Below are 26977 nucleotides of genomic sequence, written 5' to 3' on the forward strand. Positions count from 1 at the left end.
ATGGTAAAATTACAAGGGTATCAATTTGATAATTCGGTCTTAATATGATATTAAAAATTGCCAGTTTCAGAAAAAAAGACTAATATAAGGAACAGCAAAGGTGCAGTCGTGGTGAAAACCACAGGCTGCGCCTTTTTCGCATTACAAGATTATCGATAAGATTACCAATTACACGATTATCAAAATGAAAGAGTGATCCACAATGGTATTTCATTCCGTAACAAAAAGCAAGCAAAGAGTAGAAGCATACAAAAAAGTAAATGGTGAAACCATTTTTGCAAATGACCTGGAGATGAAAGACATGCAGTACGCATACGGCGTAAGTTCCAAATATGCATTTGCATGGGTTAAAAATATTGACACTTCTCAGGCAGAACAGGCACCAGGCGTATCCTGTGTTGTTACATACCAGGACATACCAGGAGACATTCTTATGGGTGAAGACAAGCAGGATCAGTATGTACTGGCTGTAGACCGGGTGATCACGGTAGGAGATATTCTGGCCGTCGTGGTGGCTGATACCATGGAACATGCAAAACAGGCTGGACAACTGGTAAAAATAGAATATGAAAAGCTTCATGAACTGACGGACCTGGAAGAGGCCTATCGTTCGGATATGGTGGTAAATCCATATAGAAATGATAACCTGTGTTCCCAGTGTTTTATCAAAAAAGGAAACATTGATAATGCCTTTGGACCGGAAAATGTATCTGTGCAGACTCATTATGAGACAACCTGGCAGGAACATGCATATATAGAACCGGAATGCGTAGTGGCATATCCGGGAAGAATCTATGCAGCAGAGCCATAAACGCCATCCCTTTAACTTCGATGTTCATGTATCTGCAGATCAGGAAGGAAAGCTGCAAGGGTTTGAAGCACTTGCAATGACCGATTCCGGAGCCTATGCAAACATGTCTCCGGGAGTGGCTTTTAAAGCTGTATCCTTAGGGGCAGGTCCTTATGTAGTTCCCAATGTTTATTGTGGGGCAAAGGCAATTTATACAAATAATATCCCATCAGGCTCTATGCGCGGCTTTGGAAATCCCCAGGGGATTTTTGCAAGGGAATGTGCTTTAGATGAACTGGCAGAAAAGCTGGGAATGTCCCCTTATTTGCTGAGAAAAAGAAATGTAATGCATAGAGGAGATGCCACTGGATCCGGGCAGATCATTGATTTTGAGGATATCGGTGCAGAAGAGGTGCTGGATCAGGTAGCACAGAAGCTGGATTACGAGAAAAAATACTGGCAGTATAAAAAGGAAAATCCGGGAAAAACAAAAAGAAGGGGAGTAGGACTTTCCCTTTCCTACCGCGGAAACAGCTACGGAACTGGTGTCCCTGATGTTGGACGGTGTTATCTGGAAGTGCAGATGGACGGAAGTGTAAGACTGAATATCGGTTTAACGGAAATCGGCCAGGGGCTTCATACAGTGATGGGGCAGATTGCAGCAGAAGCATTGATGGTCAGTGATGACCAGGTAACGGTAAGCGAAAGTACCACAGATGCTCCGGCTACCGGAATCTGTAATGCTTCCAGAGGAACCTTTGTTGGCGGTAATGCCATTTTGGATGCAGCGAAAAAGATACATGAATGTATGAGGGACGCATTATCAGAAACCTTTCAGTGTGACCGTAGGAAAATCCGTTTCCTGTTGGACATGGTGGATGTGGATGGAAAAAAATTATCTTTTAAAGAGGCTGCCGGGATCACTTTTTCAACAGGCCGGACACCTGCCTTTACAGGAAATTATAAAACCACGGATCCTGTGTTCGATGAAAAGACAGGATTTGGTGACACCTTTTATGAATATACTTATTCCTGCATCGGAGCAGAAGTGGAGATTGATACCTGTACAGGAGAAACAACAGTGCTGAATGTGGTGTCTGCCCATGATGCTGGCCGGATCATGAATCCTAAGCTGGCAGCAGGACAGATCGTAGGCGGTGCAGTCATGGCTCAGGGTTATGCGTTGATGGAAGATATCAATTCAGTAAAAGGATATGCAAAGAATGAGAATTTTGACCAGTATATGATACCCGGAATCAAAGATGTGGGCAGGGTTTTGCCGGTAACAGTAGAAAATCCCAATGACCGCGGACCTTTTGGAGCCAGATCCCTGGGAGAACCGACTCTGGATCCAGGGCTTGGAGCTTTTACAAATGCAGTAAACCATGCACTGGGAGAACTGGGAAAAGTAAAAAGCTCCCCTGCCAGTCTGGAAAAGGTTTTGTTCTCATGTGGAGGAGCAAAGGGGGATGGAAGATGAAGTATCAGGATTACATTACCGTTTCTTCTTTGAAAGAAGCATTGGAGCAGCTGGAGAAATATGGGAAAGATGCTGTGATCGTTGCCGGGGCAACTGACCTGGCAGTAAAGGCAAGGTCAAAGGACTGGTATGAAAGCAAATATTTGGTGGACATCAGCCGCATTCAGGAATTACAGGGAATCCGAAAAGAACATGGAAAAATTATGGTGGGAGCAATGACTACCATCTATGAATTGCTTCATTCTGAACTGATCCGAAAAGGAGCAGGGCTCCTGTATCAGGCCTGTGGAAATATTGCGGGACCGCAGATACGGAATCAGGCTACCATAGGAGGTAATCTGGCGAATAGCTGTCTGGCTGCAGATACGATTCCTGCGCTTTGTGTATTAGAAGCAACGATACGGATCATGGGACCGTCAGGCACCAGAGAAATTCCGGTAGAAGAATTGCTGAAATCCTGTCCGCCATGTTTGAGACATGAGGAAATGAGTGTAGGCGGATGTTTTTATGGGATACCTGCAGGGAAAAAGAATACGCTGGAGCCGGATGAAATCATCACCCAGGTAGTAATTCCAGTTATGTCAACGGATTATCGGTATTCATTTCAGAAAGTAGGCCGGAAGAAAAGCGGATGTATGTCCAGGTTCACTTTGGCAGTGGCGATGAAGCTTTCAAAGGATCAAAAGATTGAAGATGTTCGGCTTTCCATAGGGGCTGCGCTGGCTGATATCAGACTGCAGAAGGAAGTGACAGAATCTCTCAAGGGCCATAAACCGGACAGTGAATTATTCCATGCTTGTATGGCGCAGCTTGGGGAGAAAATCCGCAGTCAGGTGCGGAAAGTGGATGACAATATAGAATACAAAGCAGCTGTCTGTGAACGGCTGGGGACAAGAACTTTAAGTGAACTTGCTTTTGGAACAGTTTTTGTGAAATAAAATGGGATAAGGACTGATGCAGAATGAAAAAAGTGATACAATTTATATTGAATGAGCAGGCAGTGTGTATAGAAACTGATCCTGCAGGAAGACTTCTGGATACCATTCGCCACATTCTTGGATACAAGGGAACCAAAGAAGGCTGTGGGATCGGGGAATGTGGAGCCTGTACAGTGATCATGGATGGCAGGACAGTGAACAGCTGTGTGACTCTGAATGCACAGGCAGAAGGACGGAAGGTGACTACTATAGAAGGCCTGGCAGGAGACAGGATGGCAGATGTGATCAAAAAGGCCTATGTGGAAGAAGGAGCTGTACAGTGTGGATTCTGTACACCTGGCATGGTTTTAAGTACATATGTTTTGCTAAAAGAAAATCCAAAGCCCACCCAGGATGAAGTGCGGGACGGCCTGTCAGGCAATCTTTGCAGGTGTACCGGATATACGGCTATCATCCGGGCGGTATTACGGGCAGCAAAAGAGCTTTCAGGTAAAGAACCTGAAAAAGAAGGGAGCGATTAAATGATGATAGCAGATGGATGGAAAGAGGAAGTTGTAGAGCTTTGTAAGAAAATTGTTTCCAGGAGGAGCTATTCCGGAGAAGAAAATGGTGTGGCAGAGGAATTAAAAGCTTACATGGAAGCAAATGGATTTGATCAGGTTTATATTGATAAATACGGAAATATCATTGGAAAGATAAAAGGAAAACGTCCTGGAAAGAAGCTGTTATTTGACGGACATATTGATACGGTTCCGGTAGGAAATGAAAGTGAATGGACCCATGCCCCTTTTGCTCCCGAGACATGTGATGGAAAGCTGTACGGACGGGGAACCACAGATATGAAAGGGGCTGTGGCAGCTTATACAGTGGCTGCCTGTCATTTTGCAAAGGATTTTGACAGAGATTTTGCAGGAGAGATTTATGTGGATGGAGTTGTCCACGAGGAATGTTTTGAAGGGGTAGCTGCCAGAAGCATCAGCGAATATGTGAAACCGGATTATGTGGTGATCGGGGAAGCTTCAGACCTGAATCTGAAAATCGGCCAGAGAGGACGTGCAGAGATTGTACTGGAAACCTTTGGAAAACCTGCACACAGTGCAAATCCTGAAAAAGGGATCAATGCAGTATATAAGATGGCAGAACTGATCGGGGAAATCAGAAAGCTTACGCCTACAGAGCATCCGGTTCTGGGAAAAGGAATCCTGGAGCTTACAGATGTGAAGTCCAGCCCATATCCTGGAGCATCAGTTGTACCTGAATACTGTAGGGCCACCTATGACAGAAGACTTCTGGTAGGAGAAACCAAGGAATCTGTGCTGGAGCCTATTCAGAAGCTGCTGGATGAAAAAATGAAAGAAGATCCGGAACTGAAAGCAAAGGTTTCCTATGCCTACGGTAAGGAAAAATGTTATACAGGCGAGACGATCCAGGGGGAAAGATTTTTCCCGGGATGGCTGTTTGAGGAAGACGCTGATTATGTACAGGCAGTGAAAAAAGAATTGGAATCCATGGGCTTTACCCCCAAGATCACAAAATATAACTTCTGCACAAATGGCAGTCACTACGCAGGGGAAGCCAACATTAAAACAATTGGTATGGGACCATCTGTGGAGAGCCTGGCTCATACAGTGGATGAATACTGTACGTTAGAGGCACTGGAAAAGGTGGCCGGATGTTATTACGGTATTATGAAAGCTTTGCTGAAATAAAGGGTCCGGTATTGCCGCTTACCGGATCAAAGGAAATATCCAGGTAACAGGAAGCGAGGGAGAGACATGAAGATATACAAAAATCTTAGAATTTTTACCATGGACAAAGAAGGAAAAGCATATGATAATGGGTACATTAAGGTTTCAAAGGGAAAGATCCTGGCAATTGGGAATTGCGATGATCTGACCTGTCAGGAGCTTGAGGCAGGAGAATGCGTGGACTGCAAAAATAAGATCGCAGTGCCAGGCATGATCACTACCCATGCACATTTTTATGGGACTTTTGCCAGAGGGATGCAGTTATCCCAGCCGATATGCAACTGGCAGCAGATGCTGACCCATATGTGGTGGAAGTTCGATAAGAAGCTTACCTTCGACCAGTGCTATTACAGTGCTATGCTTGGACTGATAGATGGCCTGAAAAGCGGCACTACCACATTTTTTGATCATCAGGCAAGTCCGAATGCCACAGATGGGGTTCTGGATATCCTGGAAAAAGCGGTAAGACAGGCAGGTGCAAGAGCATGCCTTTCCTATGAGGTTTCGGATCGGGACGGAACAGTGGGAGCTTCTGCAAAAAACAGGCACAACCGCTGCTTATAATGTACAGTCCAATACCAATAATGCAGTAGGGATCTGCCCGGCAGTATCCATGTTGGATCATGGGGTTAATGTGGCGCTTGGCGGAGATGGTTATACATACGATCTTTATCAGGAACTTGGATTCGGAGTGATCATGCAGCGGATCAGGGAAAAGGATCCTCGTGTTTTTTCAGGGGAACAGATCCGCAGGTTTGCCTTTGAAAACCCTGGAAACCTTGGGAAAAGGCTGTTTGGTGTACAGCTTGGCATGCTGGAGCCTGGTGCGGCAGCAGATATTGTTCTGGTGGATTATCAGGAACCAACACCCATAACAGGCAGTAATTTCCTGTCGCATATGACCTCTGCATTCAGCGGAAAAGTGACAGATGTGATCGTAAATGGAAAAACGGTTGTGAGAGACAGGCACTGTACCCAGATTGATGAAGAAAAGATTTTGGCAGAATGCAAGGTACAGGCAGACCAGCTCTGGAAAAGTCTTGACTGAACATAACAAATGTGTCCCACGAAAATGAAGGGGCATTCCTGAAAGGTGATCAATGAAAAAAAGTAAATTATATGAGATACAGGATGTGGCGATCCAGATTGCCAATACATTGGCAACCATGCTGCAGGTAGATGTGGAGATCATTGATTCTGCACATATGAGGGTGGCGGCAACCGGGCATTTTGCCTGCCGTGTGAATCAATCTAATGTGGGAGATGGCCATGCTTACCGGGACACACTTGAGACAGGAAAGAAAATGTTTATTGATAATCCGGGACAGAATCTTTACTGCGTGGGCTGTAAGGAAATAGATACCTGTGATGCGCTTCTTGAAGTGTCTGCACCGATTATTGTGGATGACCGGATCGAAGGAGCCATCGGGATGACCTGCTACAAAGAAGACAGGGAACAGTTTATGGCGGAGCATTTGCAGGAATCTATGTTTTTTCTGGAACAAATGTGCATGCTGGTGGCAGGAAAGATCAAGGAACGCGCCAATCTGCAGAAGCATCTTTCTGCAAGCAGGATGCTGCATGCCATGATGGGTATGGTAGACAAGGGCGTGCTGATCCTGGAATCGTCGGTCAGCCTGTGAATATCATCCTGACTGGGGATGTGATGATGGAAAAAAGGGAATATACAGTCCGTATCAAAAAAGAGATCAATCAGGCGGCAGCCCATAATGGACCTGTGCTGATCGAAGGTGAAGAAGGTACAGGGAAAAAGACCATAGGAACGGCTATCTGGAAGGCCAGCCAAAGAGCGGAAAAGCCTTTTGTATATTTTAACTGTGCAAGCGTAGAGGAAGGTCTTTTGGAAGAACGGTTATTTGGTGCCACCGGGCAGAATAAGGCCGGTATGGGATCCGAACAGGAGAGCACGGAAGTGATGCTTTGTAAATCAGTTGCGGAACAATAGATAGTAATTACAAATTCTTTAAATTTGGTCTGGCGTACAGGCTGATGAATTGATACAATAGAAGGGTCAGTGTGCAAAAAAAGGGAAGATTTTCCCGGCACTGGCGCTTCTATTTTTATGAAAAGAGGTTCAGAGGATGAATTGTATTGGAATTATCGGAGCTATGGAAACTGAGGTAGCCAGACTTAAAGAGATGATGGAAGATGTGACAGTGGTCACAAAAGCTTCCATGGAATTTTATCAGGGAACTTTAAAAGGAAAAAAGGCAGTGGTAGTCCGTTCCGGGATTGGCAAGGTGAATGCAGGAATCTGTGCGCAGATCCTGGCAGATGTTTTTCAGGTAGATGCCCTGATCAATACCGGTATTGCAGGAAGCTTGAATAATGATATCAATATTGGCGATATTGTACTTTCTACAGATGTGGTGCAGCATGATGTGGATGCAGGAGCGTTCGGATATAAGAAAGGAGAGATTCCCCAGATGGGACAGCTTTCTTTCCCGGCAGACGCAAAGCTCCGTCAGCTGGCAGCAGATGCCTGCAGGGAGGTGAATCCGGAGATCCAGGTTTTCCAGGGCAGGATTGCTTCTGGAGATCAGTTTATCTGTGATCGGGCAGTAAAAAATGATATCCGTGATACTTTTGGCGCTTATGCAGTGGAGATGGAAGGTGCAGCGATCGGACAGGCGGCATGGCTGAATCAGGTACCTTTTCTGATCATTCGTGCCATTTCAGATAATGCAGATGACAGCACTGGTATGGAGTATAATACCTTTGAAAGGCTGGCAGCTGAGCACAGTGTGCGTCTTACTGAGAAGATCATGGAAGCTCTGTAAGAACAAAAAGGGCAAAACAGGTGTGCAGTCCTTTAGGAGGCTATAACCTATTTTGCCCTGTCTGCATATACTGGAACAGACAGGAAAATAAGGGGAAAACCATATGTATCATAAAGAGTTTTATCCTTTTTATACAGCATATGCAGAAGCCGGGCTTTTCGATGGACAAAAGGTACAGGATCAGGAGTTTGAACTGATGAAATCCTATTATCCTTCTGCTGCCAGAAGGGTGCAGGCTCAGGTGGAACAGGAATGTGATCTGATGGATTACGAAGGCAGCAGGATTTATGATCAGTACCCGGATAAACTAATGCTTTACCATATGTGCCGAAAGATCCGTGAAAAGGTATCTGGGATGAGGGAAATGGAGCCGTTGTCCGGAGATTTTCTGGATGATCTGATCCAGGTTTTGCTTTTTCAGGAGATTTCCAGGAGGCGTTGCAGGCGTAACCGGTGCCGGGGAAGAAACACAGCAGTTAATTTTTTTGTAGATGAATCCAAAAAACACAATATATACAATATCAGGGAAAAAAGATATAATAAAAATGATGACATTAGAAGAATATTTAGAGAAACAGATCAATGAATATTTGAAACAGGCGGTGCTCAGTGGAAATCGTAAAGAAGGTGTGGGCACAGTAAAGATCCGTCCGGTAAAGATACGGGAGCAGATCTTTTATCAGGCTTCAGCCATGGAGGGTACAAAGGTGCTCCATAAAAACTATGACAGGGAGCAGGTGATCGCCTATATTAAAGAGGCTCTTGGCAGCGGCTTCGGACAGCTGCAGGCGCAGGGACAGGAATTGGATGGTACAGTTCTTGTAAGTAAAAAAGGAAAGATCACGGTAAAGGCAAAAAGGCATTCTGGTGCAGAAAAGATCCAGATCCAGGCACATAACCGTGTTAAGAAATATATACTTGAGGAAGGAACGCCAGTTCCGTTTCTGGTGGATCTGGGAGTGATGCATCCGTCAGGCAGCATTGTTTCCTCCAGATATGACAAATTCCGTCAGATCAACCGTTTCCTGGAATTTATTGAAGACATTCTGCCTAGGCTTCCAAAGGACAGAGAAATCACGATTCTGGATTTTGGATGTGGGAAATCTTACCTTACTTTTGCTATGTATTATTATCTTCGGGAATTAAAAGGCTATGATGTTCAGATCATTGGCCTTGATCTGAAGGAAGATGTGATCCGGCATTGCAGCCGGCTGGCAGAAGAGTATGGATATGAGAAGCTGCATTTTTATAAAGGGAATATCGCAGATTATGAAGGAGTAACATCTGTAGATATGGTAGTGACCCTCCATGCTTGTGATACAGCCACGGATTATGCACTGGCAAAAGCCGTTGAGTGGGGGGCGCAGGTGATCCTGTCTGTGCCCTGTTGCCAGCATGAGCTGAACCGGCAGATAGAAAATCAGCTGCTGCAGCCTGTACTGAAGTACGGGATCTTAAGAGAGCGGATAAGTGCCCTTCTTACAGATGGGATTAGAGCAAATCTGCTGGAAGAGGCTGGCTATGATACACAGATCCTGGAGTTTATTGATATGGAGCATACCCCCAAGAATTTGCTGATCCGTGCAGTACACACAGGGAAAAAGCGTGACGGGGAAGCGTTAAAACATATGATGAAGGCTTTGCATGTGCAGCCTTCACTGGAAAAACTGCTTTAATCGGTTTGGTAGGAGAAAAACATGAAGAAATTTTTATGCAGGCTATTGCTTTTACTGCTGGTGTTTGCAGCGGGAGTGGCAGGAACCGCCTTTCTTCTGAATAGTGAGACAACTGATGACCGGTCGGATATGAATAATCCGGTGCTGCCTGAGGTGATGATCGATGTAGGCGGCATATATGCTAACCGGATGTACGGATATGCACAGGAAATGCAGGCCGATTTTACGCGTGATAGCGTGACGCCTTTAGACACATCCAAGGAATTAAAATTTGTGATCAACGGATATGATACAAAGGTATCCAGCCTGGCTTATGAGATCCGTACTTCAGATGGTATGAAGGTGTTGGAGAACCGGAAGATCAAGAATCTGGGAGAAGAGGACGGGTATCTTACTGCGTCTGTGACGGTGAACAGCAGTCTCAGGGTGAATCAGGAATATTCTATGCAGATCACATTGGAAACATCCAAAGGGACTGCCTATTATTATACACGTGTAGTATCCAGGTCAGGACTGAATGTGGATCAGTATGTGAAATTTGTTAAAAGCTTTTATGAAAAGTCCATGGACAAGGCTTCTGCCGAGGATTTGACCAGTTATCTGGAGCCTGTGGATACTGGCGCTTCTGCTAATTATAATGATGTGAATATTAATTCCACCTTCAATCAGATCAGCTGGGGGTCTTTAAGTCCGCAGATCTACAAAAAAGGAATTCCATTGATCAAGGATATTAATGAGACAACAGCAAGTATTTCCCTGGAATATCAGATCATGGCAAGGGATGGGGACAGCGCTCCGGAGATTTATGATGTAACAGAGTTTTACAGGATGAGGTACACTTCTTCCAGGATCATGCTTCTGGATTTTGAACGTTCTGCCAGCCAGGTGTTTGATGAAAACAATATAAAGATTTCCCAGGATGGACTTCTTCTTGGTGTCCGCAGCAGGGACGTGGAATATATGACTAATGAAACAGCAGGTGTGGCTGCTTTTGTACAAGAGGGAGACCTGTGGTCTTTTGACCCTGAAGATGGGAAGACTATCCGTATTTTCAGCTTCCGCAGAGATGAAGGCGATTTCCGTGATGCAAGGAATCAGCACAACATTAAGATCATTCGTGTGGAAGATAACGGTGATGTGGATTTTGTATTGTATGGATATATGAATCGGGGATTGAGAGAAGGCTATAGCGGTCTTTGTGTATATCACTATAGCAGTGATCAGAATGTGGTAGAGGAAAAAGTATTTATCCCCACTACAGAGTCTTATGAGTTTTTAAAGGAAGACCTTGGTACACTGTCTTATGTAAGTAAGAATAACCAACTCTTTTTGCTGTTTTCCGGAAAGCTGTATCGTGTAGATATCGATAAAGGCGACTTTCAGGTTATGGAAGAGCAGATCAATCCTTCACAGTTTGTTGTTTCAGACACAAATGCACATGCAGCCTGGACTATACAGGAAGGGGAAAATGCAGGATGTATCAAAGAAATACAGTTTGACACCTTGGATACCAGGATCCTTACAGGAGCAGCTGGACAGAGCGTAAAGCCGGTAGGCTTTATGAATGAAGATCTGGTATATGGTGTGGTTATGGACGGGGATGCTCTGACGGATGATGACGGCCATGTGACAGAAGGAATCCATACCCTTCGGATTGAAGGCTTTGATGGTGAGATCAAAAAGGAATATCACCAGGAAGGCCTGTACATAACCAATGTGACGATCGGAAGTACACTGATGGAGTTTGAACTTTCTGCCAAACAGGGGAATACCTATGTTGTTCAGAAGAATGATAATATTATGAACAACAAAAAGGCGGGGGAAACTCAGGCTGAGGTTGAACTGGTGTCCAATTCCAGAACAGGCACCCAGGTCAGATTGTCCTTTAGCAGTGCACCTGAGGTTGAGGAGGCACTGGTGGTCTATGCCAAAATGAAGAGCGGGGATGAAAATAAGATCGTTCTGGATACTCAGGTGCCGCAGGATGAGATTTACTATGTTTATGCAAAAGGCGGTCTGGACAGTACATTTACAGATCCGGGTCAAGCCGTGAAGCATGCAGATGACCTGGCAGGCGTGGTATTGAACCGTGCACAGCAGTATGTCTGGGAACGAGGCAATAAAAAGACAAAGATCACGTTGAATATTGAAGATGTGCCGGAAGTGATGCGTACTGGATCCATGGATCTGGCGGCACTGCAGCAAGGCATGGGAGATCAGGGCACAGTGATCGATCTGTCCGGATGTACTTTGGACAGTGTACTGTATGAGGTAAGTGCTCAGAGGCCTGTGATCGCCAAGACGGGAAATAATACCAGCGTGGTGATCATTGGATATGATGAGTATAATACCTGGCTGTATGATCCGGCGACCGGTGAGACACAACCTTATGGTATGAATGACAGTACAGCACTGTTTGAAAAGGCTGGTAATATTTTTGTCAGCTATATTGAAAACATAAAAGATCCAACATAATAACATAAAGTTGTTGGAATAAAAAGTAAGCAAAAATAGCAGGAGGGATTTTATTATGCAGAAACAATTAATGGAACTGTTTACACAGATGTATGGAGAAGGTGGAGACATTCGTGGATATTTTGCACCTGGCCGTGTAAATCTGATCGGAGAACATACAGACTATAATGGCGGTCATGTTTTTCCGTGTGCTCTTACGCTTGGTACCTATGGTCTTGCAAGAAAACGTGAGGATAATATACTTCGTTTTTATTCTGCTAATTTTCCAAAGACCGGCATGATCCAGTCTTCTCTGGAGGAGCTTGTTCCATCTGAAGAGGCTGGCTGGACCAATTATCCAAAGGGAGTTATGTGGACCTTTGAAAAGAGAGGCTATAAGCTGACTTGTGGACTGGATTTTATGATCTTTGGTAATATTCCTAACGGTTCCGGACTTTCATCCTCCGCTTCCCTGGAAGTGCTTACAGGAACTATGTTAAAAGATCTGTTTGGATTTGATGAGATATCCATGCAGGATATTGCTATTATGGGACAGTATTCTGAGAATAATTTCAATGGGATGAATTGTGGGATCATGGATCAGTTTGCAAGTGCAATGGGTAAAAAAGGCTGTGCTATTTTCCTGGATACGAATACCCTGCAGTATGAGTATGCACCGGTAAACCTTCCAGATGCAAAGATCGTGATCACAAACAGCAAAGTGAAACACAGTCTTGTAAGCTCCGCCTATAATGACAGGAGAAATGAATGTGAGACAGCATTAGAAGATCTGCAGAAAGTGATGGATATTAAGACACTGGGAGATTTAACAGAGGCTGAGTTTGAAGCACATAAGGATGCAATCCAGGATCCGGTATGCGTAAAGAGGGCAAAGCATGCAGTTTATGAGAATCAGCGTACCATCAAGGCTGTACAGGCACTGAAAGAAAATAACATCAAAGAATTCGGAAAGCTGATGAACGCATCTCATGTATCCTTAAGAGATGATTTTGAAGTGTCCTGTGAAGAGATCGATATTCTGGTAGATCTTGCGTGGAAAACACCGGGAGTGATCGGGTCACGTATCACAGGAGGCGGATTTGGCGGTTGTACTGTAAGCATTGTGGAAAATGACCAGGTACAGGCTTTTACAGAGAACATCGGAAAGGCATACGCAGAAAAGGTAGGCCATGAGGCAGAATTTTATGTAGTGGACATGGGCGATGGTGCCGGAAAGATGGATATAAAAGATATGAATGTACAGGTTGAATGCTAAGGGGTGACGGGAAATGTTAAGTGAGAATATTAAGAAACTGGTACAGTATGGGATTGAAACAGGTTTGACACCGGAATGTGAGCGGATCTATACTACCAATCTTCTGCTGGATGTATTTAAGGAAGACGAGTATACAGAGCCGGAAGAAGAATATAGTAATATTGATCTTGAGCAGGTTTTAAAAGAGTTACTGGATGAGGCAGTTGCACGAGGACTGATCCAGGACAGTGTGGTATACAGGGATTTGTTTGATACCAGGCTTATGAATTGTCTGATGCCCAGACCGGCCCAGGTAAGAAATACTTTCTGGGAAAAATATAAAGAGGATCCGGAGAAAGCGACCGATTACTTTTATAAGCTGAGTCAGGACAGCGATTATATCCGTCGCTACCGTGTAAAGAAGGACCAGAAATGGACAGTGGACAGCCCATATGGACAGATTGATATTACCATTAACCTGTCAAAGCCGGAGAAGGATCCAAAGGCTATTGCAGCGGCCAAGCTGATCAAGTCCAGCAGTTATCCAAAGTGTCTGCTTTGCCCGGAAAATGAAGGATATGCAGGCAGAGCCAACCATCCGGCAAGGGAGAACCACAGGATCATTCCTGTTACCATTAATGATACTCCCTGGGGCTTTCAGTATTCTCCTTATGTATATTACAATGAGCATTGTATTGTATTCAATTTCAGCCATACACCTATGAAGATCGAGAGGAATACCTTTATTAAGCTATTTGATTTTGTAAAGCTGTTCCCTCATTATTTCCTTGGCTCCAATGCAGATCTGCCTATCGTAGGCGGTTCTATTTTAAGCCATGATCATTTCCAGGGCGGACATTATACCTTTGCAATGGCGAAGGCAGAGATTGAGAAGACAGTGACGATCCCAGGTTATGAGGATGTGGAAGCCGGGATTCTGAAGTGGCCGCTTTCTGTACTGAGGATCCGTCATAAGGATTCTGACAGGCTGGTGGATCTGGCTACTCATATTCTGAATAAGTGGAGAGGCTATACAGATGAAGAGGCTTTTGTTTTTGCACAGACAGATGGAGAACCTCATAATACCATTACTCCTATTGCAAGAAAGAAGGGTGATCTGTTTGAGCTTGATCTGACTCTTCGGAATAACATTACCACAGAGGAGAATCCGCTGGGCGTGTACCATCCTCATGCACAGTATCATCATATCAAGAAAGAGAATATCGGTCTGATCGAGGTGATGGGGCTGGCAGTGCTTCCAGCAAGACTGAAAGAAGAATTGGAGCTTCTTGAAGAATATATTCTGGAAGGCAAGGATATTGCTTCCAATGAGAAGATAGAGAAACATGCACAGTGGGTAGCTGAGTTCCTTCCTAAATATCCTCATTTGGATAAAGAGAACATCCAGCAAGTTCTGCGTGAGGAAGTAGGACAGGTATTTGTGCATGTTCTGGAGGATGCCGGTGTTTACAAATGTACTCCAAAGGGCAGGGATGCATTCATGCGTTTTGTTCATACACTGTAAGATTTGATGGAAATACTTATGTAATACAAATGTAAAATTTGTTAAACTTTTTTCTGACCTGTGGTTGAAAGTTAAAAATGTTTCAGTTATACTGATACAGAAGCAAGGAATTGTGATGTTGCCGGCAGGCGGCATGAGGGTTTATGAACAGAGGAGAGTATATGAAGAATAATAAGCAAAAAAGCAAAGGCCGTTTCCTATGTCTGCTGCTTGCTCTTTTGATGGTATTTATTGATATACCATTTACCGGGAGCGCAGGCAACCTTGGAGCAGCAGAAGTAAAGGCAGATACTTTGCAGGACGGAGATGCTGTTACGATTCGGTTTAAGGATCCTACAGGCAGGAAATATTATGAGGATCTTCAAATTGATACTAGCATAGGCGAGACGGTTACACTTCCGGCAAGAAAGGGGTATCGGTGGAAGCTGTCCGGGAAGTTTCGGTTTAATGGTGCTTCCAAGCTTACTCTTTCCGCTGATGCAGCATGGAGCCGTTATATCAAAGATGGTGTGCTGACTCTTCGGGCAGATAAGTTCTATTATGTGCAGTTTTATAATACCAATGGGACAAGCACCAGGAAGATGAAGGCTTTGAAGAAGATTGTGGTAGCTGGCAGGAAGATCAAGCTTCCCCAGGTGCCGGGAGCATATGGCTATAACAATCTTGGATGGTCTGTGAAGAAGAATGCAGATACTGCAAAATTTCAGGGTGGACAGGTGATCACTGTAAAGAGGAACCTTAAATTCTATGCAGTCCGTAAAAGGATCGCTACCTCCGCAGTTCTGTTTTATAACAGTAATGGCAAGACAAATGCAGCTTATAAGAAGCTGAACAAGCGTGTGGCTAAAGGCAGTACATTTACCCTGCCGGAGATTCCGAAAGTGACCGGCTATCAGGGAGTTGGATGGACGACGACCCGGGGGGCAGCTGCTCCATTATACAAAGTGGGTGATACAGTAACCATTACCGCCAATACTAAATTCTATGCGGTGAGAGAGAAAGTAGATACTTATACAGTTTCTTTCTACATGTACAATGGCAGAAGCAATGCAGATTACAGGGAACTCCAGGTGGAGGCTGAGAGCGGATCTTATATTACACTTCCGGCAGTTCCTTCAAGAACCGGGTATGTAGGTTTGGGCTGGTCTACGGTAAAGAACAGTAGCACATCTGTACTGAAAACTGGCAGTAAATACAAAGTGACGAAAGATGTTAAGCTGTATGCTGTTCAGGAAGCCGGAGTGACAGTGACCCTGTGCAAGAATGATGGATCAGTTTACCGTAAGGTTTCTGTTGGAAAGGGCAATTATCTTACTCTTCCGGCAGTGGCGAACGGTTCTGGTTACACATTCCTTGGATGGTCAAGGACGCAGGGAAAGAGTACAGATCCGGAATATGAGGCTGCAGGGCGTATCCGTGTAAATGGAGATGTGACTTTATATGCAGTGGTCTTTAACAGAAGTACAGAGCCTAATCTTACAGCTGCAGACATGGCACAGGTAGATTTATGGAAACGTAAATATAAGCAGGTGATTTTTGTAGGCGATTCCAGGACAGTCCGGATGCAGGCAACTCTGAACAGAGAGTTTGGTGCAAGCAGTACGGTAGTATGGAATTCTGAGTTTGTAGCACAATCCGGAATGGGACTTGACTGGCTGAAAGGTGACGGTTACAACCAGATCATGAATATTGTAAATAAGAATAACAGCACCCAGAATTCTACAGCAGTGATCTTTAATCTGGGAGTGAATGATCTGTCTAATCTGCCTTCTTATGTGACTTACATGAAGAGTCTGGCCTCTACATTGAAAAAGAAGAACTGCAAGCTTTTCTATATGTCTGTTAATCCAGGTAACAGTAAGATGATGGAGAACACCGGACATGTGGTAAGAAGTGAGGCAGCGGTACGCCAGTTTAACAGCACGATCCGCAGTCAGCTGGCGTCGGATTATACATTTATTGATACCTATTCCTGGCTGTTAAAGAATGGCTATGGCACAAATGCCAGCGGAAGCGGTGTAGATAACAGCGTGGATGACGGACTTCATTATACAACAAAAACCTATAAGAGAATTTATTATCATTGCCTGGAATTTTTGCTTCTGCAAGATGTTCCTAAGTAATGAGAGCTGATGAAAAATGCCCCAAAGCAACGGATGCTTTGAGGCATTTTTTTACTCAAATTAAGTTATGAACTTCTCCAGGATTCTTAAATCCTGGTTTGCATTACCACAGATTCATAACATGCTGTATAAGGAGACTGACCAGTGTAATGCCGCACCAACAGCATGCACCCAGAAAAATCGGTTTGCCTCCCTTTTTGATCAGTTTTACAATGTTGCTTCCAAGACCTATGGCGGCCATTGCCATGATGATAAAGAATTTGCTCAGTTCCTTTAATGGCGCAAAAAAGGATGCAGGAGCACCTAAGCGAAGAGCTATGGTAGTGATCACTGAGGCAAGGATGAACCATAATATGAACATTGGAAAAGACTTTTTCAGGCTGAAACCATTGGAACTGTTACCGGCGGATTTACTGCTTCTGGCACGGATAAGGGCAAGCACCAAAGTGATAGGAATGATGGCAAGAGTCCGGGTCAGCTTTACGGTTACTGCTTTATCCAGCGTCTGAGAGCCAAGATTCCACATACTGTCCCAGGTAGAAGCTGCTGCTGTGACCGAAGAGGTATCATTAATAGCAGTACCTGCAAAAATTCCAAAGGATTCACCGGAGGCAGTGTTGAAGCCAATGGCATGGCCAAGTATTGGGAAAAACAGAGCTGCTAGTACATTGAAAAAGAAGATTACAGAAATTGCCTGCGCCACTTCTTCATCATCTGCATCAATAACAGGCGCTGTGGCTGCAATGGCAGATCCACCGCAGATAGAAGACCCTACTCCGATCAGGGTACTGATGTTGGAATCAATATGCATGGTTTTATGTAAAAGAAAAGCAATCAGCAGGGAAGTAGAAATGGTGCAGATGATAATAGGCAGGGACTGGCTTCCGGTGCGAAGTACCACATTCAGGTCAAGGCCAAAGCCCAGAAGGATTACTGCCAGCTGCAAAACTTTTTTGGAAGTAAAGGTAATGCCGGTTTTCAGATTCCCGGAAGGTGTCCATACCAGTGCCAGAAGCATTCCAATGATAATGGCGATCACCGGACCGCCTATTACCGGGAATTTTTTGCCGATCAGCCAGGAAGGAACAGCAATCAGCAGGCAGATCAATATGCCGGGAAGGTTTTGCTTTATAGTTTTCATGGTGATTTTGTCTCCTTTGATAAGTTTGATGTGAACCCACGTATGAGCCAGATTCGATTATAAAGGAAAAACAGAAAAATATAAAGGAGAATGTGTGAGAAACTATATACGGAGAATGAATATATCCTGGCAGTTAGAGAAACGCATACATACGTATAAAATCCCCAGCATACATTGTAAAAATGATGTACGCGGGGGATTTTTGTGAAAGATTATATTGAAGAGCGTGCAGTGGAACTGGGAAATTACATTGTAGAAAAGAAGGCAACTGTAAGACAGACCGCGAAAAAGTTTGGAATCAGTAAAAGTACAGTACATATGGAAGTAACAATATAGAACGGTTCGTTTGGGTAATAGAATAAGAAAAACCAAGGAGGAACGAACCATGAAGGATTTGAAAACAAGAATTACGGAGAATGGCATTGATTATGTACTTGTCGGGGATTATTATATCCCAGACTTGAAGCTGCCGGAGGAAAAGCGATCTATCGGTAAGTGGGGACGAATGCACAGGGAGTATCTGAAAAAGCAGTGCTACGGTAGATATTCCAGTTTACTGCTGACCGGAAAACTTTGGAGCTATCTGGAGGATTTGGACGAACAAGCGGAGGAACGGTTTACGTGTATTGTTGATCAGATGAAAGCGGCTGAGGGAGTGACGGAGGAATTGAAGCGGAAAGATGCTATGCTTTGGGTACAACGGTGTAATAATATTAGAAACAGAGCAGAAGAAATTGTACTGAACGAAATGGTTTATATTTAGTATGGAGCAGTCAGCCGAAAGGCTGGCTGTTTTTCTTTTCCTAGCGACAGAAAATGATTGACAATGCTATAAGACTGTGGTAGTCTGAAAACAAGAACAGACTACTGTAGTCTTATAGGAGGCGAAACAAGTGACAGAGGAAAATATCAAACTTTTTGATTCGGAATTAAAGGTAATGGATGTTCTGTGGAAGGATGGTGACGTGCCAGCGAAATATGTTGCAGATACTTTAAACAGAGAAGTCAGCTGGAATAAAAACACAACGTATACATTGATTAAGCGGTGTATCAATAAAGGCGCGATTGAACGAACGGAACCGGGATTTATGTGCCATGCGCTTATAGCAAAAGAACAGGTACAGGATCTGGAAACAGATGAACTTATTGATAAGATATATGATGGATCTGTTGACAAGTTGTTTGCGGCACTTCTTGGCAGAAAAAAACTTTCTATGGAGCAGATTAAGAACCTGAAGCAGATCGTCAGTGAATTGGAATGAGGTGATGTATATGAGCCTGCTGCAAATGAGTTTTCTGGGAACGGTTATTATTTTACTTATTGTGGTATTAAGGGCTGTGCTTATCAACAGATTACCGAAGAAAACATTTTTGATTTTATGGTGGATTGCATTAATACGGTTATTAGTTCCATTTTCCATAAAATCAGTCACAAGTATTTATTCTCTGTTGCAGAGTATTTATTCTGATATAAACCCAGTGAGAACGGCGCAAACGACAACATTTTTACCCATTCATGGGAATATGCCTGAGATAGCAAATGGATTATCAGAGGCTATGGTACAGAGAACAGAATCCATTTCGATTTTGAGTGTAATATGGCTGGCAGGTCTGTTACTTTGTTTTGGATTTTTTGCGGTTTCCTATATAAAATGTTATCGGGAATTTCGATTTTCGCTGCCTGTTGAAAATGATATTTTGGAAGCATGGAAGGAAAAACATCCACTAAAAAGGAGTCTATCCATCCGGCAGACAGAAACCATAGCTGCACCACTTTCTTATGGTGTGATTCGCCCAGTTATTTTAATGCCGAAAAATACAGAATGGAAAAATATTTATCAGCTTCGTTATGTGTTGGAACATGAATATGTGCATATCAGACGGCTTGATATGCTTACAAAGCTGATAATGATTGCTGCAGTATGCATTCATTGGTTTAATCCTCTTGTGTGGGTAATGTATATTCTTTTTAACAGAGATTTGGAATTATCCTGTGACGAAACCGTAGTCCGTAGATTTGGAATGGATATAAAGTCGGTATATGCAACTGCTTTAATATCTATGGAAGAAAAAAAGAGCGGACTGACACCATTATGTAACAGTTTCAGTAAAAATGCGATTGAAGAGAGGATAAGAGCAATTATGAAGATAAAGAAGACATCTAAGTTTGCAGTAATGATAAGTGCAGTATTGGTAATTTGCGTGACAGGTGGATTTGCAACTTCCGCATCATCCTTGGAGAAAAAGACAGAGACAGCGCAAGAAAACGGTGAAACAACAGTTGCTTTAAACGAAGTGAATATCCGGGAAGATGAATCACTTTCAAGTTCGGATGTGGAATGGTGGACAGCAGAAGAGTATGCGAAATGGCTGGACGAGGAAAAAGAAGTTCTGCAGTCTATGATTGGTGAAAAAGCTTATACAGGCGGCGACGGATGGTTTGTATGGACACAGGAAAAGGTAGATGAGACGATTGCACTTTATGAGGATAATCTTCAAAAAATAAAAGATGGGATGAAGTTGTCGAAATCATCTGATGATGCAGTGGGAATTACAATGGCATATTCTCCGGAAAATATAGAATATGCGAAGCAGGAAGCAGAAACGGTCACCGAAAATAAAGACAGTAATGAAAATGTATTCAGCGAAGAACAGCTTTCTGAATATGCAAAAGCGGGAATAACTTACCAGAAAGAAACAGGATTTCTGATGTATGATGGAAAGACCATTGGATATTTCCGGGATGAGTTTAAGCCGGGTACTTATACAATAAGTTCCAAACGTGGAGGTACGCTTCGAGTTGAAGTGCAAAGGGAAAACTATGGCACCATCACAGACGTAAAGGCAGAACCGTTATCAGATGATTTTTGGTCAGAACCGGCGGCATTGGTTGAAAGTTCCGGCGGAGAAGCTGTAACTGCAGATGAAATGAAAGGATCTGTTTTTGAAGAAGGAGGAAGTGAGAACATAGCGGCTGATGACATGGGCGAATATAGCAGTGAAGAGGGAAAAGGTCTTAATATTGCTGTTCCACAGGAGTATGCTGATTATGGAGTATCCTGTGATGCTAAAGGAAACTGGGTTTATAATGGTAAGATTATAGCAGATTTATATGATGAGGGAAGGGGAATCTTTTCTAACAGCAACGGCACTATGTACATTGAAGTAACGAGAGACAAAAGTGGAAAGATTAGTAGCTTTCAAAAAGTAAGCAAAAATAGAATGCAGGAATTATTTACTGAATTTAATCCGGAAACGGAAACATTTGCGGAATATAATTCAGAGGCGAAGCATTAAGTTAGTGCTAAATGAAACGAGGATGATTAAGTGGGAAAAATATTGCTGGTATCATTCGAGGGAGATGAGGAAGAGTTGGTAAATTCTGTTATTTCCGTGTTAGATTCCGGCAGAGAAAAATTCCTTTTTCAGGAAATACAACTTCAATCGAAAATAAGGCATAAGGGTATAGCGATTGATTTGAAACGGAGGGAAGTTGTTCGTGATAATAGAAAAATAGAATTAACTTACACCGAGTTTGAAATCCTGCAGTTATTAGCACAAAATCCAGGAAGGGTATTTAGTAAGGAGCAGATTTATGATGTAGTCTGGAAAGAAGCCTATTCTGGCGATTACAATATTGTCATGAGTCATATCAGCCATATTCGTGAGAAGATAGAAGATGATCCGGGCAACCCGGTATATATTCAAACCGTCTGGGGTGTAGGATACAAGTTTAATGAGAGGGCAGGCAGCGAGTAAATTCGCTGCCTTTCCTTTACAGGGATGGATTCAGATTTCGCTGAGTTTTAAGATAATATTGCTCTGCTGATACAACCAGTCTGTGAATTCTGTCGGACTGGTTGCTCCTGCCTTTACAGCTTTCTTACGCTGCAGAGCTTCTTTCTTAAAAAGGTCAAACGCATTTTTCATTTCTTCCAGGCGTTCAATCGGAAAATTAGCAGTTTTTTGGGATTTATTGATTTTATTACGCCAATTCTGGCATTCATTTTTATAAAGCAGATCATAGTTGTTTTCTCTGGCTCGTTCATCAAACTCCCTTTTGTTTTGAAGTGCCTGTGCTTTACGGCACTTATCACTGCACAGTTCATAACGCTGGCTTTTTGCCAGAAAATATTTTCCACAGACTTTGCACTGACGGAAACAAAGGCCCCAGTCATTCAGTCGATTCAAGTAATAAGTGATAAGCGGATAAAAAGAGCTGTAGGCAGCTACACATTCTGTTCTGCGCCTATTATCCGGAAACCAAAGCTCAAGTCGGGTAATTTCAGCAGGAATATTGCGGAAATAAAGACTGCCAGTATGAAAACGTTCAGGTTTTCCAGTATCAGAATTAAAATTCATGACATTTTCTGTTTGGAATGCCTGAGTCAAAATTTGCATTTTTTCTATAAAATGATCACAGGCAGTATTACGGTCACGATATTCCCTTGTAACAAGATATTCATTCCAAATACGGAATGCAGCATATATTCTCACCGGATCGTCGGTGAGATATTTTTTTGCCAGAAAATCAGCAGAGGTCTGTTCCAGTGCAGGCTGTTTCCAACGGTTAGTGTGCAATGCATCACGTAGAGGAGCGAGTCCATATATATTCCAGTTCTTCTCTTTATCATATTCAAAATTTATCAGAAAACGTCCGAGAGGGCGCGTTATATCATGCATGACATCGTTATCTTTATTTCCGTCCAGTCGAAAACGGATTTGCTGTTCTGTTCCGATTAAAATTCGCTCCTTCATTTTGTCTCTATCCAATGCCAGAACGAAGAGGATGTGGTCGTAGCAAGGTTCTTGCCTTATAAATTGATAAGCCATTTCTATTTGCTCCTGTTTTATATGGTAATTTTAAAAAATATAATATTAGTTACATTTATGGTATCGCGAAAGTATTGAAAAGTCAAGATAAGATTGATAAGATACGATTGCATGGTAATTTCGTACTATGCAGTGTACTTTGACAACTTTATGACCGTCTAACCTGAGATAAACCGCCATGATCTTCGATAAAAGAAGTGAGCGCATCCGAATGGATGACGTGTTGTATGCCTTGACAGCAGTATGACTCAGGAAACAGGAAAGATAAAACGGCAATGAGAAGCTAAAAAAATGAGATCAAAAATGGAGGAACAACATGAGTGAAAATAAGAGATTAAACAATTATGATGAACTGCCTCTTGTACTGGATGTGGCTGATATTCAGCGGATTATGGGGATTTCCAGAGTAACGGCTTATGAACTGGTTCATACACCCGGTTTTCCGGCATTTCGAAGCGGCAGATTAATTAAGGTTAGTAAAATTGCTTTTTTCGAATGGATGGCAAAGGGAAATGGAAAGGTGCCGGAAAATAGTCACTAAATCTGGAGCAGAGCGGAGAGCGCAGTCTTTTGTGCAGGTTAAGGGCGGCAGCCATTGCCCAGTGAGTTGATGCGTGCGTCTACTCGTACTGGGTATTATCTGACGCAAAATCACGCAGGTTTGCAGCTTCGCCGCTTTATTCAATTTAGAAAAAATGCAAAAAAGGAGGGAAAGAAAATTATTGAAAGCAACAAGACACAACGGACGCTCCGGGAAAAATGGCACTTACAATCCCAGGCATAATGATCGCCGTTTCGATTTGGAAAACAGTGAACATATTGATGCTGGAAGAGTCAGAAAAAATATTTACTGGGACTGTTACCGTGGCTATACCACAATGCAGAGCAGGGAAGAAGATTCTCAGGATATCAGTTTTGAGAAGATTGAATGTACTTTTTATCAGGAACATTATGGAATGCATATAGAAGCGCAGAATGAAAGAAATGCAAGAACCCGTCATACAGAGCGTAACCGATCTGTGGAAGATTTACTAAAAAACAATAAAACCTGTCCAGAGGAAACTATTTTTCAAATAGGAACAGTAGAAGAATCTGTTTCCTATGAAATATTGCTTGCGGTCGTACAGGACTTTACAAAGCAGTTTACAAATCGGTTCGGTTCTCATGTACATATTCTGGACTGGGCACTGCACTTGGATGAGGGAACACCGCACATCCATGAACGTCATGTATTTGATTGTGAGAATAAGTACGGGGAAATCTGTCCTCAGCAGGAAAAAGCACTGGAAGAATTAGGGATTCCACTTCCAAAACCGGATAAACCCAAAGGCCGCAATAATAATCGAAAGCAGACTTTTGATGCTATTTGCCGGATAATGCTTTTTGATATAACCCGAAAATACGGGTTGCATCTGGAAGAAGAACCGTCTTATGGAGGGCGTGACTATCTTGAAAAACAGGATTATATTCTGTTTAAGCAAAAGGAACAGATGAAAAACCAGACGGAAATACTGGATAGACTTACTTTGAAAATTGAGGATGTGGAAGCTCTGATCGATGAAGTTTCAGATATTGCTTACGACAAAGCTGTGGAGGTTGTGACGGATGAGGTCAGAGTGGAAACCCATAAAGAAGACATTCGTCTGGTAGAACAGTCAAAGGCGTGGGTGCTTTCCCCTGAGCGCAAGGCTTCCCAAAAAGAAAGGACTTATGCTGCAAGCCGATTGGATGGAGTAATTACCAAAATTACAAAAGCTATGCAGACAGCAGTTAAAACAATTCAGACCACGCTGATAAAACCAGAAGTCAAAAAGGCGAATACCGAGCAGATTAAGAAAAAAGCCAGAAGTTCCATTCTGGATAGGCTGACAAAAGCGAAAATTACTGCGGAACAGGAGAACCGGGAGCGATGGGAACACGAAGGAAGAATTAAATTAGGAAGAAACGATATGGAGTTGTGATGTAAAGGAAAGAGGAAAAGGATGAATATATTTGAAGCAGTTAAACAGTCTGTGACTACCCGGCAGGCTGCAGAATACTATGGAATACGGGTAAACAGGAACGGAATGGCGGTCTGCCCGTTTCACCGTGACAAGAATCCGAGCATGAAAGTGGACAGGCGTTTTCATTGTTTCGGATGTCAGGCAGATGGGGATGTGATTGATTTTACGGCACACTTGTACAATTTAAAACCGAAAGAGGCGGCAGAGAAACTGGTAAGGGATTTTTCTGTATATTATGAGAACATGGGGCACAGCCCGCCACAGAGAAAACAAATCAAACGACAGCTAACACAGGAACAGAGGTATCTGCAGGCAGAAAATAGATATTTCCGTGCATTGGTAGATTACCTGCATTTGTTGAAACAGTGGAAAGAAGAGTATTCGCCGAAACAGATGGAAGATGTCTGGCATCCGTTGTTTATGGAGGCATTGGAAAAAATATCAGAAATAGAGTACCTGCTGGATATATTATTATCAGGCACATTAGAAGAACGAGTTGCCGTAGTGGTAGCTCATGGGAAGGAGGTGACAGCGATTGAACAGAGAATTTCGGACTTTAACGCCACAGACACGACAGGAATTGTGCGAAGTAATGGATATAATGGAAGCGGAGTTGACAGTAGAGGAAATCAGAGAACAACTGGAAATAACACAGAAGGGTGCTGTGAAAAACAATCGGCATAACTGTAAGCTAATTTTAGAACATGATTCTCTGCTAAAAGGTGTATTCCGGTATAATATTTTGACTGAGCAGACAGACCTTGTAAAACCTGTGTGGTGGGAACGGATAAGCCCGGCATTCACAGATATGGATTTGAACTATATTATGCTTTATCTGGAAGAAACGTATGGTTTGACGATGGATAAGGTTGTGCAGAAAAGTATTGTCCATCAGGCAGATCGGAACAAATATCATCCTGTCCGGAATTATCTGAATAGTCTGCAATGGGATGGACAGGAGCGTATCCGCTATGTGCTGCATCATTTCTTGGGCGCACCTGTGGATGAGTTGACGTATGAAAGTATGAAAATGTTTTTGCTGGGAGCTATTGCCCGTGCGTTCCGCCCTGGAATTAAGTTTGAATATATGCTCTGTCTGGTCGGTGGTCAGGGCGTAGGAAAATCTACATTTTTTCGATTCATGGCAGTAAAGGACGACTGGTTCACCGATGACATCGGCAAATTGGATTCGGAAAAAGTTTATTGTCAGCTTCGTGGTCATTGGATGATTGAAATGTCTGAAATGGTCGCAACGGCACGCTCTAAGAGTATTGAGGAAACAAAGAGCTTTCTGAGCAGGCAGAAAGAGACTTATCGGGATTCTTATGCAGTATATGCTCTTGATCGTCCGAGGCAATGTGTATTTGGAGGAACATCCAATATAAAGCGATTCCTGCCTTTTGACCGTACCGGAAATCGAAGATTCGTTCCAGTTCAGACGAACCGGGCAGAGATGGAGGTTCATATCCTCGAAAATGAGAAGGAATCCAGACAGTATATTGATCAGGTGTGGGCGGAAGCAATGATGTTGTACCGTAATGGGAATTTTAAATTGGCGTTTTCAAAGGAAACAGAAGCACAGCTTGATAAATTGCGGCAGGAGTTCATGGCGGATGATACGGAAGCCGGAATGATACAGGCATGGCTGGATGAACATGAGGATAGGAAAGTCTGTTCATTGATGCTGTTTAAGGAGGCACTGGACAATCCTTATATAAAGCCGAAGAAGGCGGAGACAGACCGCATCTGTGAAATTATGAATACAAGCATTGTGGGTTGGAAACAGGGTACGATGACAAGATTCAAGGATTACGGTACACAGCGTTCGTGGGTATGTGTAAACGAAAACTGTAAACGAGATGCAAAAGACTTAAAAAATGAAAATGACTGGTACCCGGTTACTGAGGAGAAAGCCCGGCAGATGGAGTTACCCTTCCGGTAAAAAGCCAGTCAGGTTTACGGTAGTTGGCGTGTAGTTTACGCTTTTATCTATGGTTATTGCTTTGAGTCGTAGAATTTGTAAACAGTAAACAGATATATAAGAGTAATTTGGTATTGAGGAAAGAAAACTGAAAAAACAAAAAGAATTAGATTTTTTGGAGCTTGTTTACAGCAGTGGTTTACAACAGGGATGCCCCTTTGACCGGCATCTATTTAAGTTGAACAGGAATGACATTTGGTAGGACTATTTGAAAAAATATTTTCATAGT

26 protein-coding genes and 1 pseudogene are annotated in these 26977 nt (G+C 43.1%); 25 read left to right on the top strand and 2 right to left on the bottom strand.

All coding sequences use genetic code 11. From position 1 onward, the window contains the following. Window positions 1–202 precede the first annotated feature (202 nt). From G5B11_RS07725 to G5B11_RS07800, 16 genes are all read left to right on the top strand, one after another. Complete coding sequence (locus G5B11_RS07725) at window positions 203–811, top strand: molybdopterin-dependent oxidoreductase (RefSeq protein WP_173727442.1); 609 nt, start codon at window positions 203–205, stop codon at window positions 809–811. Beyond that, window positions 795–2270, top strand: coding sequence for a xanthine dehydrogenase family protein molybdopterin-binding subunit (locus tag G5B11_RS07730; protein ID WP_173727444.1), 1476 nt, complete (start codon window positions 795–797; stop codon window positions 2268–2270). The genes G5B11_RS07725 and G5B11_RS07730 overlap by 17 nt, the downstream gene beginning before the upstream one ends. Next, a complete protein-coding gene (locus tag G5B11_RS07735) occupies window positions 2267–3208 on the top strand; it encodes an FAD binding domain-containing protein (RefSeq protein WP_173727446.1) in 942 nt (313 codons plus the stop codon). Before G5B11_RS07730 ends, G5B11_RS07735 begins: the two co-directional genes overlap by 4 nt. Window positions 3209–3231: 23 nt before the next feature. Next, window positions 3232–3729 (top strand): (2Fe-2S)-binding protein, encoded by a 498-nt coding sequence (locus G5B11_RS07740; protein ID WP_173727457.1) that lies wholly within the window; start codon window positions 3232–3234, stop codon window positions 3727–3729. Window positions 3730–3732: 3 nt separating this feature from the next. Then, complete coding sequence (locus tag G5B11_RS07745) at window positions 3733–4917, top strand: YgeY family selenium metabolism-linked hydrolase (protein WP_158421685.1); 1185 nt, start codon at window positions 3733–3735, stop codon at window positions 4915–4917. Window positions 4918–4983: 66 nt separating this feature from the next. Continuing rightward, window positions 4984–5520 carry an amidohydrolase family protein gene (locus G5B11_RS07750; RefSeq protein ID WP_173727464.1) on the top strand — a complete coding sequence of 179 codons (537 nt, stop codon included), beginning with the start codon at window positions 4984–4986 and terminating at the stop codon, window positions 5518–5520. Continuing rightward, entirely contained in the window at window positions 5453–6004 is a 552-nt protein-coding gene (locus G5B11_RS07755; RefSeq protein ID WP_173727466.1) for an amidohydrolase family protein, read from the top strand. Before G5B11_RS07750 ends, G5B11_RS07755 begins: the two co-directional genes overlap by 68 nt. 52 nt (window positions 6005–6056) lie before the next feature. Further along, entirely contained in the window at window positions 6057–6599 is a 543-nt protein-coding gene (locus tag G5B11_RS07760; protein WP_173727468.1) for a hypothetical protein, read from the top strand. A gap of 23 nt (window positions 6600–6622) precedes the next feature. Beyond that, window positions 6623–6922 (top strand): sigma 54-interacting transcriptional regulator, encoded by a 300-nt coding sequence (locus G5B11_RS07765; RefSeq protein WP_173727470.1) that lies wholly within the window; start codon window positions 6623–6625, stop codon window positions 6920–6922. A 136-nt stretch (window positions 6923–7058) separates the two neighbouring features. Further along, window positions 7059–7757 (top strand): 5'-methylthioadenosine/adenosylhomocysteine nucleosidase, encoded by a 699-nt coding sequence (locus G5B11_RS07770; RefSeq protein ID WP_173727472.1) that lies wholly within the window; start codon window positions 7059–7061, stop codon window positions 7755–7757. Between the two features lie 103 nt (window positions 7758–7860). Further along, on the top strand, window positions 7861–8343 hold the full coding sequence (locus tag G5B11_RS07775) for a hypothetical protein (protein ID WP_244092944.1): 483 nt from the start codon (window positions 7861–7863) through the stop codon (window positions 8341–8343). After that, on the top strand, window positions 8303–9433 hold the full coding sequence (locus G5B11_RS07780; protein WP_173727474.1) for a class I SAM-dependent methyltransferase: 1131 nt from the start codon (window positions 8303–8305) through the stop codon (window positions 9431–9433). Before G5B11_RS07775 ends, G5B11_RS07780 begins: the two co-directional genes overlap by 41 nt. A 21-nt stretch (window positions 9434–9454) precedes the next feature. Next, a complete protein-coding gene (locus G5B11_RS07785; RefSeq protein ID WP_173727476.1) occupies window positions 9455–11908 on the top strand; it encodes a hypothetical protein in 2454 nt (817 codons plus the stop codon). A gap of 55 nt (window positions 11909–11963) precedes the next feature. Next, window positions 11964–13163, top strand: a complete 1200-nt coding sequence (locus tag G5B11_RS07790) for a galactokinase (RefSeq protein ID WP_173727478.1) — start codon at window positions 11964–11966, stop codon at window positions 13161–13163. 13 nt (window positions 13164–13176) lie between these two features. Continuing rightward, the gene (gene galT / locus G5B11_RS07795; RefSeq protein ID WP_173727479.1) at window positions 13177–14667 is read left to right on the top strand and encodes a UDP-glucose--hexose-1-phosphate uridylyltransferase; all 1491 of its coding nucleotides are present in this window, start codon (window positions 13177–13179) and stop codon (window positions 14665–14667) included. A gap of 161 nt (window positions 14668–14828) precedes the next feature. After that, window positions 14829–16790 (top strand): InlB B-repeat-containing protein, encoded by a 1962-nt coding sequence (locus G5B11_RS07800; RefSeq protein WP_173727481.1) that lies wholly within the window; start codon window positions 14829–14831, stop codon window positions 16788–16790. Between the two features lie 103 nt (window positions 16791–16893). On the opposite strand, the gene G5B11_RS07805 is transcribed toward G5B11_RS07800, so the two are convergent. Further along, window positions 16894–17931: a YeiH family protein gene (locus G5B11_RS07805; protein WP_173727483.1), complete on the bottom strand. Its 1038-nt coding sequence runs from the start codon at window positions 17929–17931 to the stop codon at window positions 16894–16896. A 204-nt stretch (window positions 17932–18135) separates the two neighbouring features. Here G5B11_RS07805 and G5B11_RS07810 point away from each other — a divergent pair. The 5 genes and pseudogenes from G5B11_RS07810 to G5B11_RS07830 all read left to right on the top strand — a co-directional run. Beyond that, window positions 18136–18261, top strand: a pseudogene (locus G5B11_RS07810) (sporulation transcriptional regulator SpoIIID); the annotation flags it as partial. A gap of 55 nt (window positions 18262–18316) precedes the next feature. Beyond that, window positions 18317–18694 (top strand): TnpV protein, encoded by a 378-nt coding sequence (locus G5B11_RS07815; protein WP_008707145.1) that lies wholly within the window; start codon window positions 18317–18319, stop codon window positions 18692–18694. Between the two features lie 130 nt (window positions 18695–18824). Beyond that, window positions 18825–19193 carry a BlaI/MecI/CopY family transcriptional regulator gene (locus G5B11_RS07820; protein WP_173727485.1) on the top strand — a complete coding sequence of 123 codons (369 nt, stop codon included), beginning with the start codon at window positions 18825–18827 and terminating at the stop codon, window positions 19191–19193. Window positions 19194–19218: 25 nt separating this feature from the next. Beyond that, complete coding sequence (locus G5B11_RS07825) at window positions 19219–21228, top strand: M56 family metallopeptidase (protein WP_138344434.1); 2010 nt, start codon at window positions 19219–19221, stop codon at window positions 21226–21228. A 30-nt stretch (window positions 21229–21258) separates the two neighbouring features. Further along, window positions 21259–21690 carry a winged helix-turn-helix domain-containing protein gene (locus G5B11_RS07830; protein WP_022388636.1) on the top strand — a complete coding sequence of 144 codons (432 nt, stop codon included), beginning with the start codon at window positions 21259–21261 and terminating at the stop codon, window positions 21688–21690. A gap of 30 nt (window positions 21691–21720) precedes the next feature. Here G5B11_RS07830 and G5B11_RS07835 read toward each other — a convergent pair whose 3' ends face one another. Then, window positions 21721–22764, bottom strand: coding sequence for a DUF6076 domain-containing protein (locus G5B11_RS07835; RefSeq protein WP_138344422.1), 1044 nt, complete (start codon window positions 22762–22764; stop codon window positions 21721–21723). 316 nt (window positions 22765–23080) lie between these two features. Here G5B11_RS07835 and G5B11_RS07840 point away from each other — a divergent pair, with 316 nt between their 5' ends. The 4 genes from G5B11_RS07840 (at window position 23081) to G5B11_RS07855 (ending at window position 26709) form a co-directional block, all read left to right on the top strand. Beyond that, window positions 23081–23305, top strand: a complete 225-nt coding sequence (locus G5B11_RS07840) for a helix-turn-helix domain-containing protein (RefSeq protein ID WP_138344423.1) — start codon at window positions 23081–23083, stop codon at window positions 23303–23305. Window positions 23306–23486: 181 nt separating this feature from the next. After that, a complete protein-coding gene (locus G5B11_RS07845) occupies window positions 23487–24725 on the top strand; it encodes a hypothetical protein (protein ID WP_138344424.1) in 1239 nt (412 codons plus the stop codon). A gap of 21 nt (window positions 24726–24746) precedes the next feature. Beyond that, window positions 24747–25451 carry a CHC2 zinc finger domain-containing protein gene (locus G5B11_RS07850; RefSeq protein ID WP_158421673.1) on the top strand — a complete coding sequence of 235 codons (705 nt, stop codon included), beginning with the start codon at window positions 24747–24749 and terminating at the stop codon, window positions 25449–25451. Continuing rightward, entirely contained in the window at window positions 25360–26709 is a 1350-nt protein-coding gene (locus tag G5B11_RS07855) for a VapE domain-containing protein (protein ID WP_158421674.1), read from the top strand. Before G5B11_RS07850 ends, G5B11_RS07855 begins: the two co-directional genes overlap by 92 nt. Window positions 26710–26977 lie beyond the last annotated feature (268 nt).

It is taken from the genome of Blautia glucerasea, assembly GCF_013304385.1.
Lineage (GTDB): Bacteria > Bacillota > Clostridia > Lachnospirales > Lachnospiraceae > Blautia_A > Blautia_A ammoniilytica.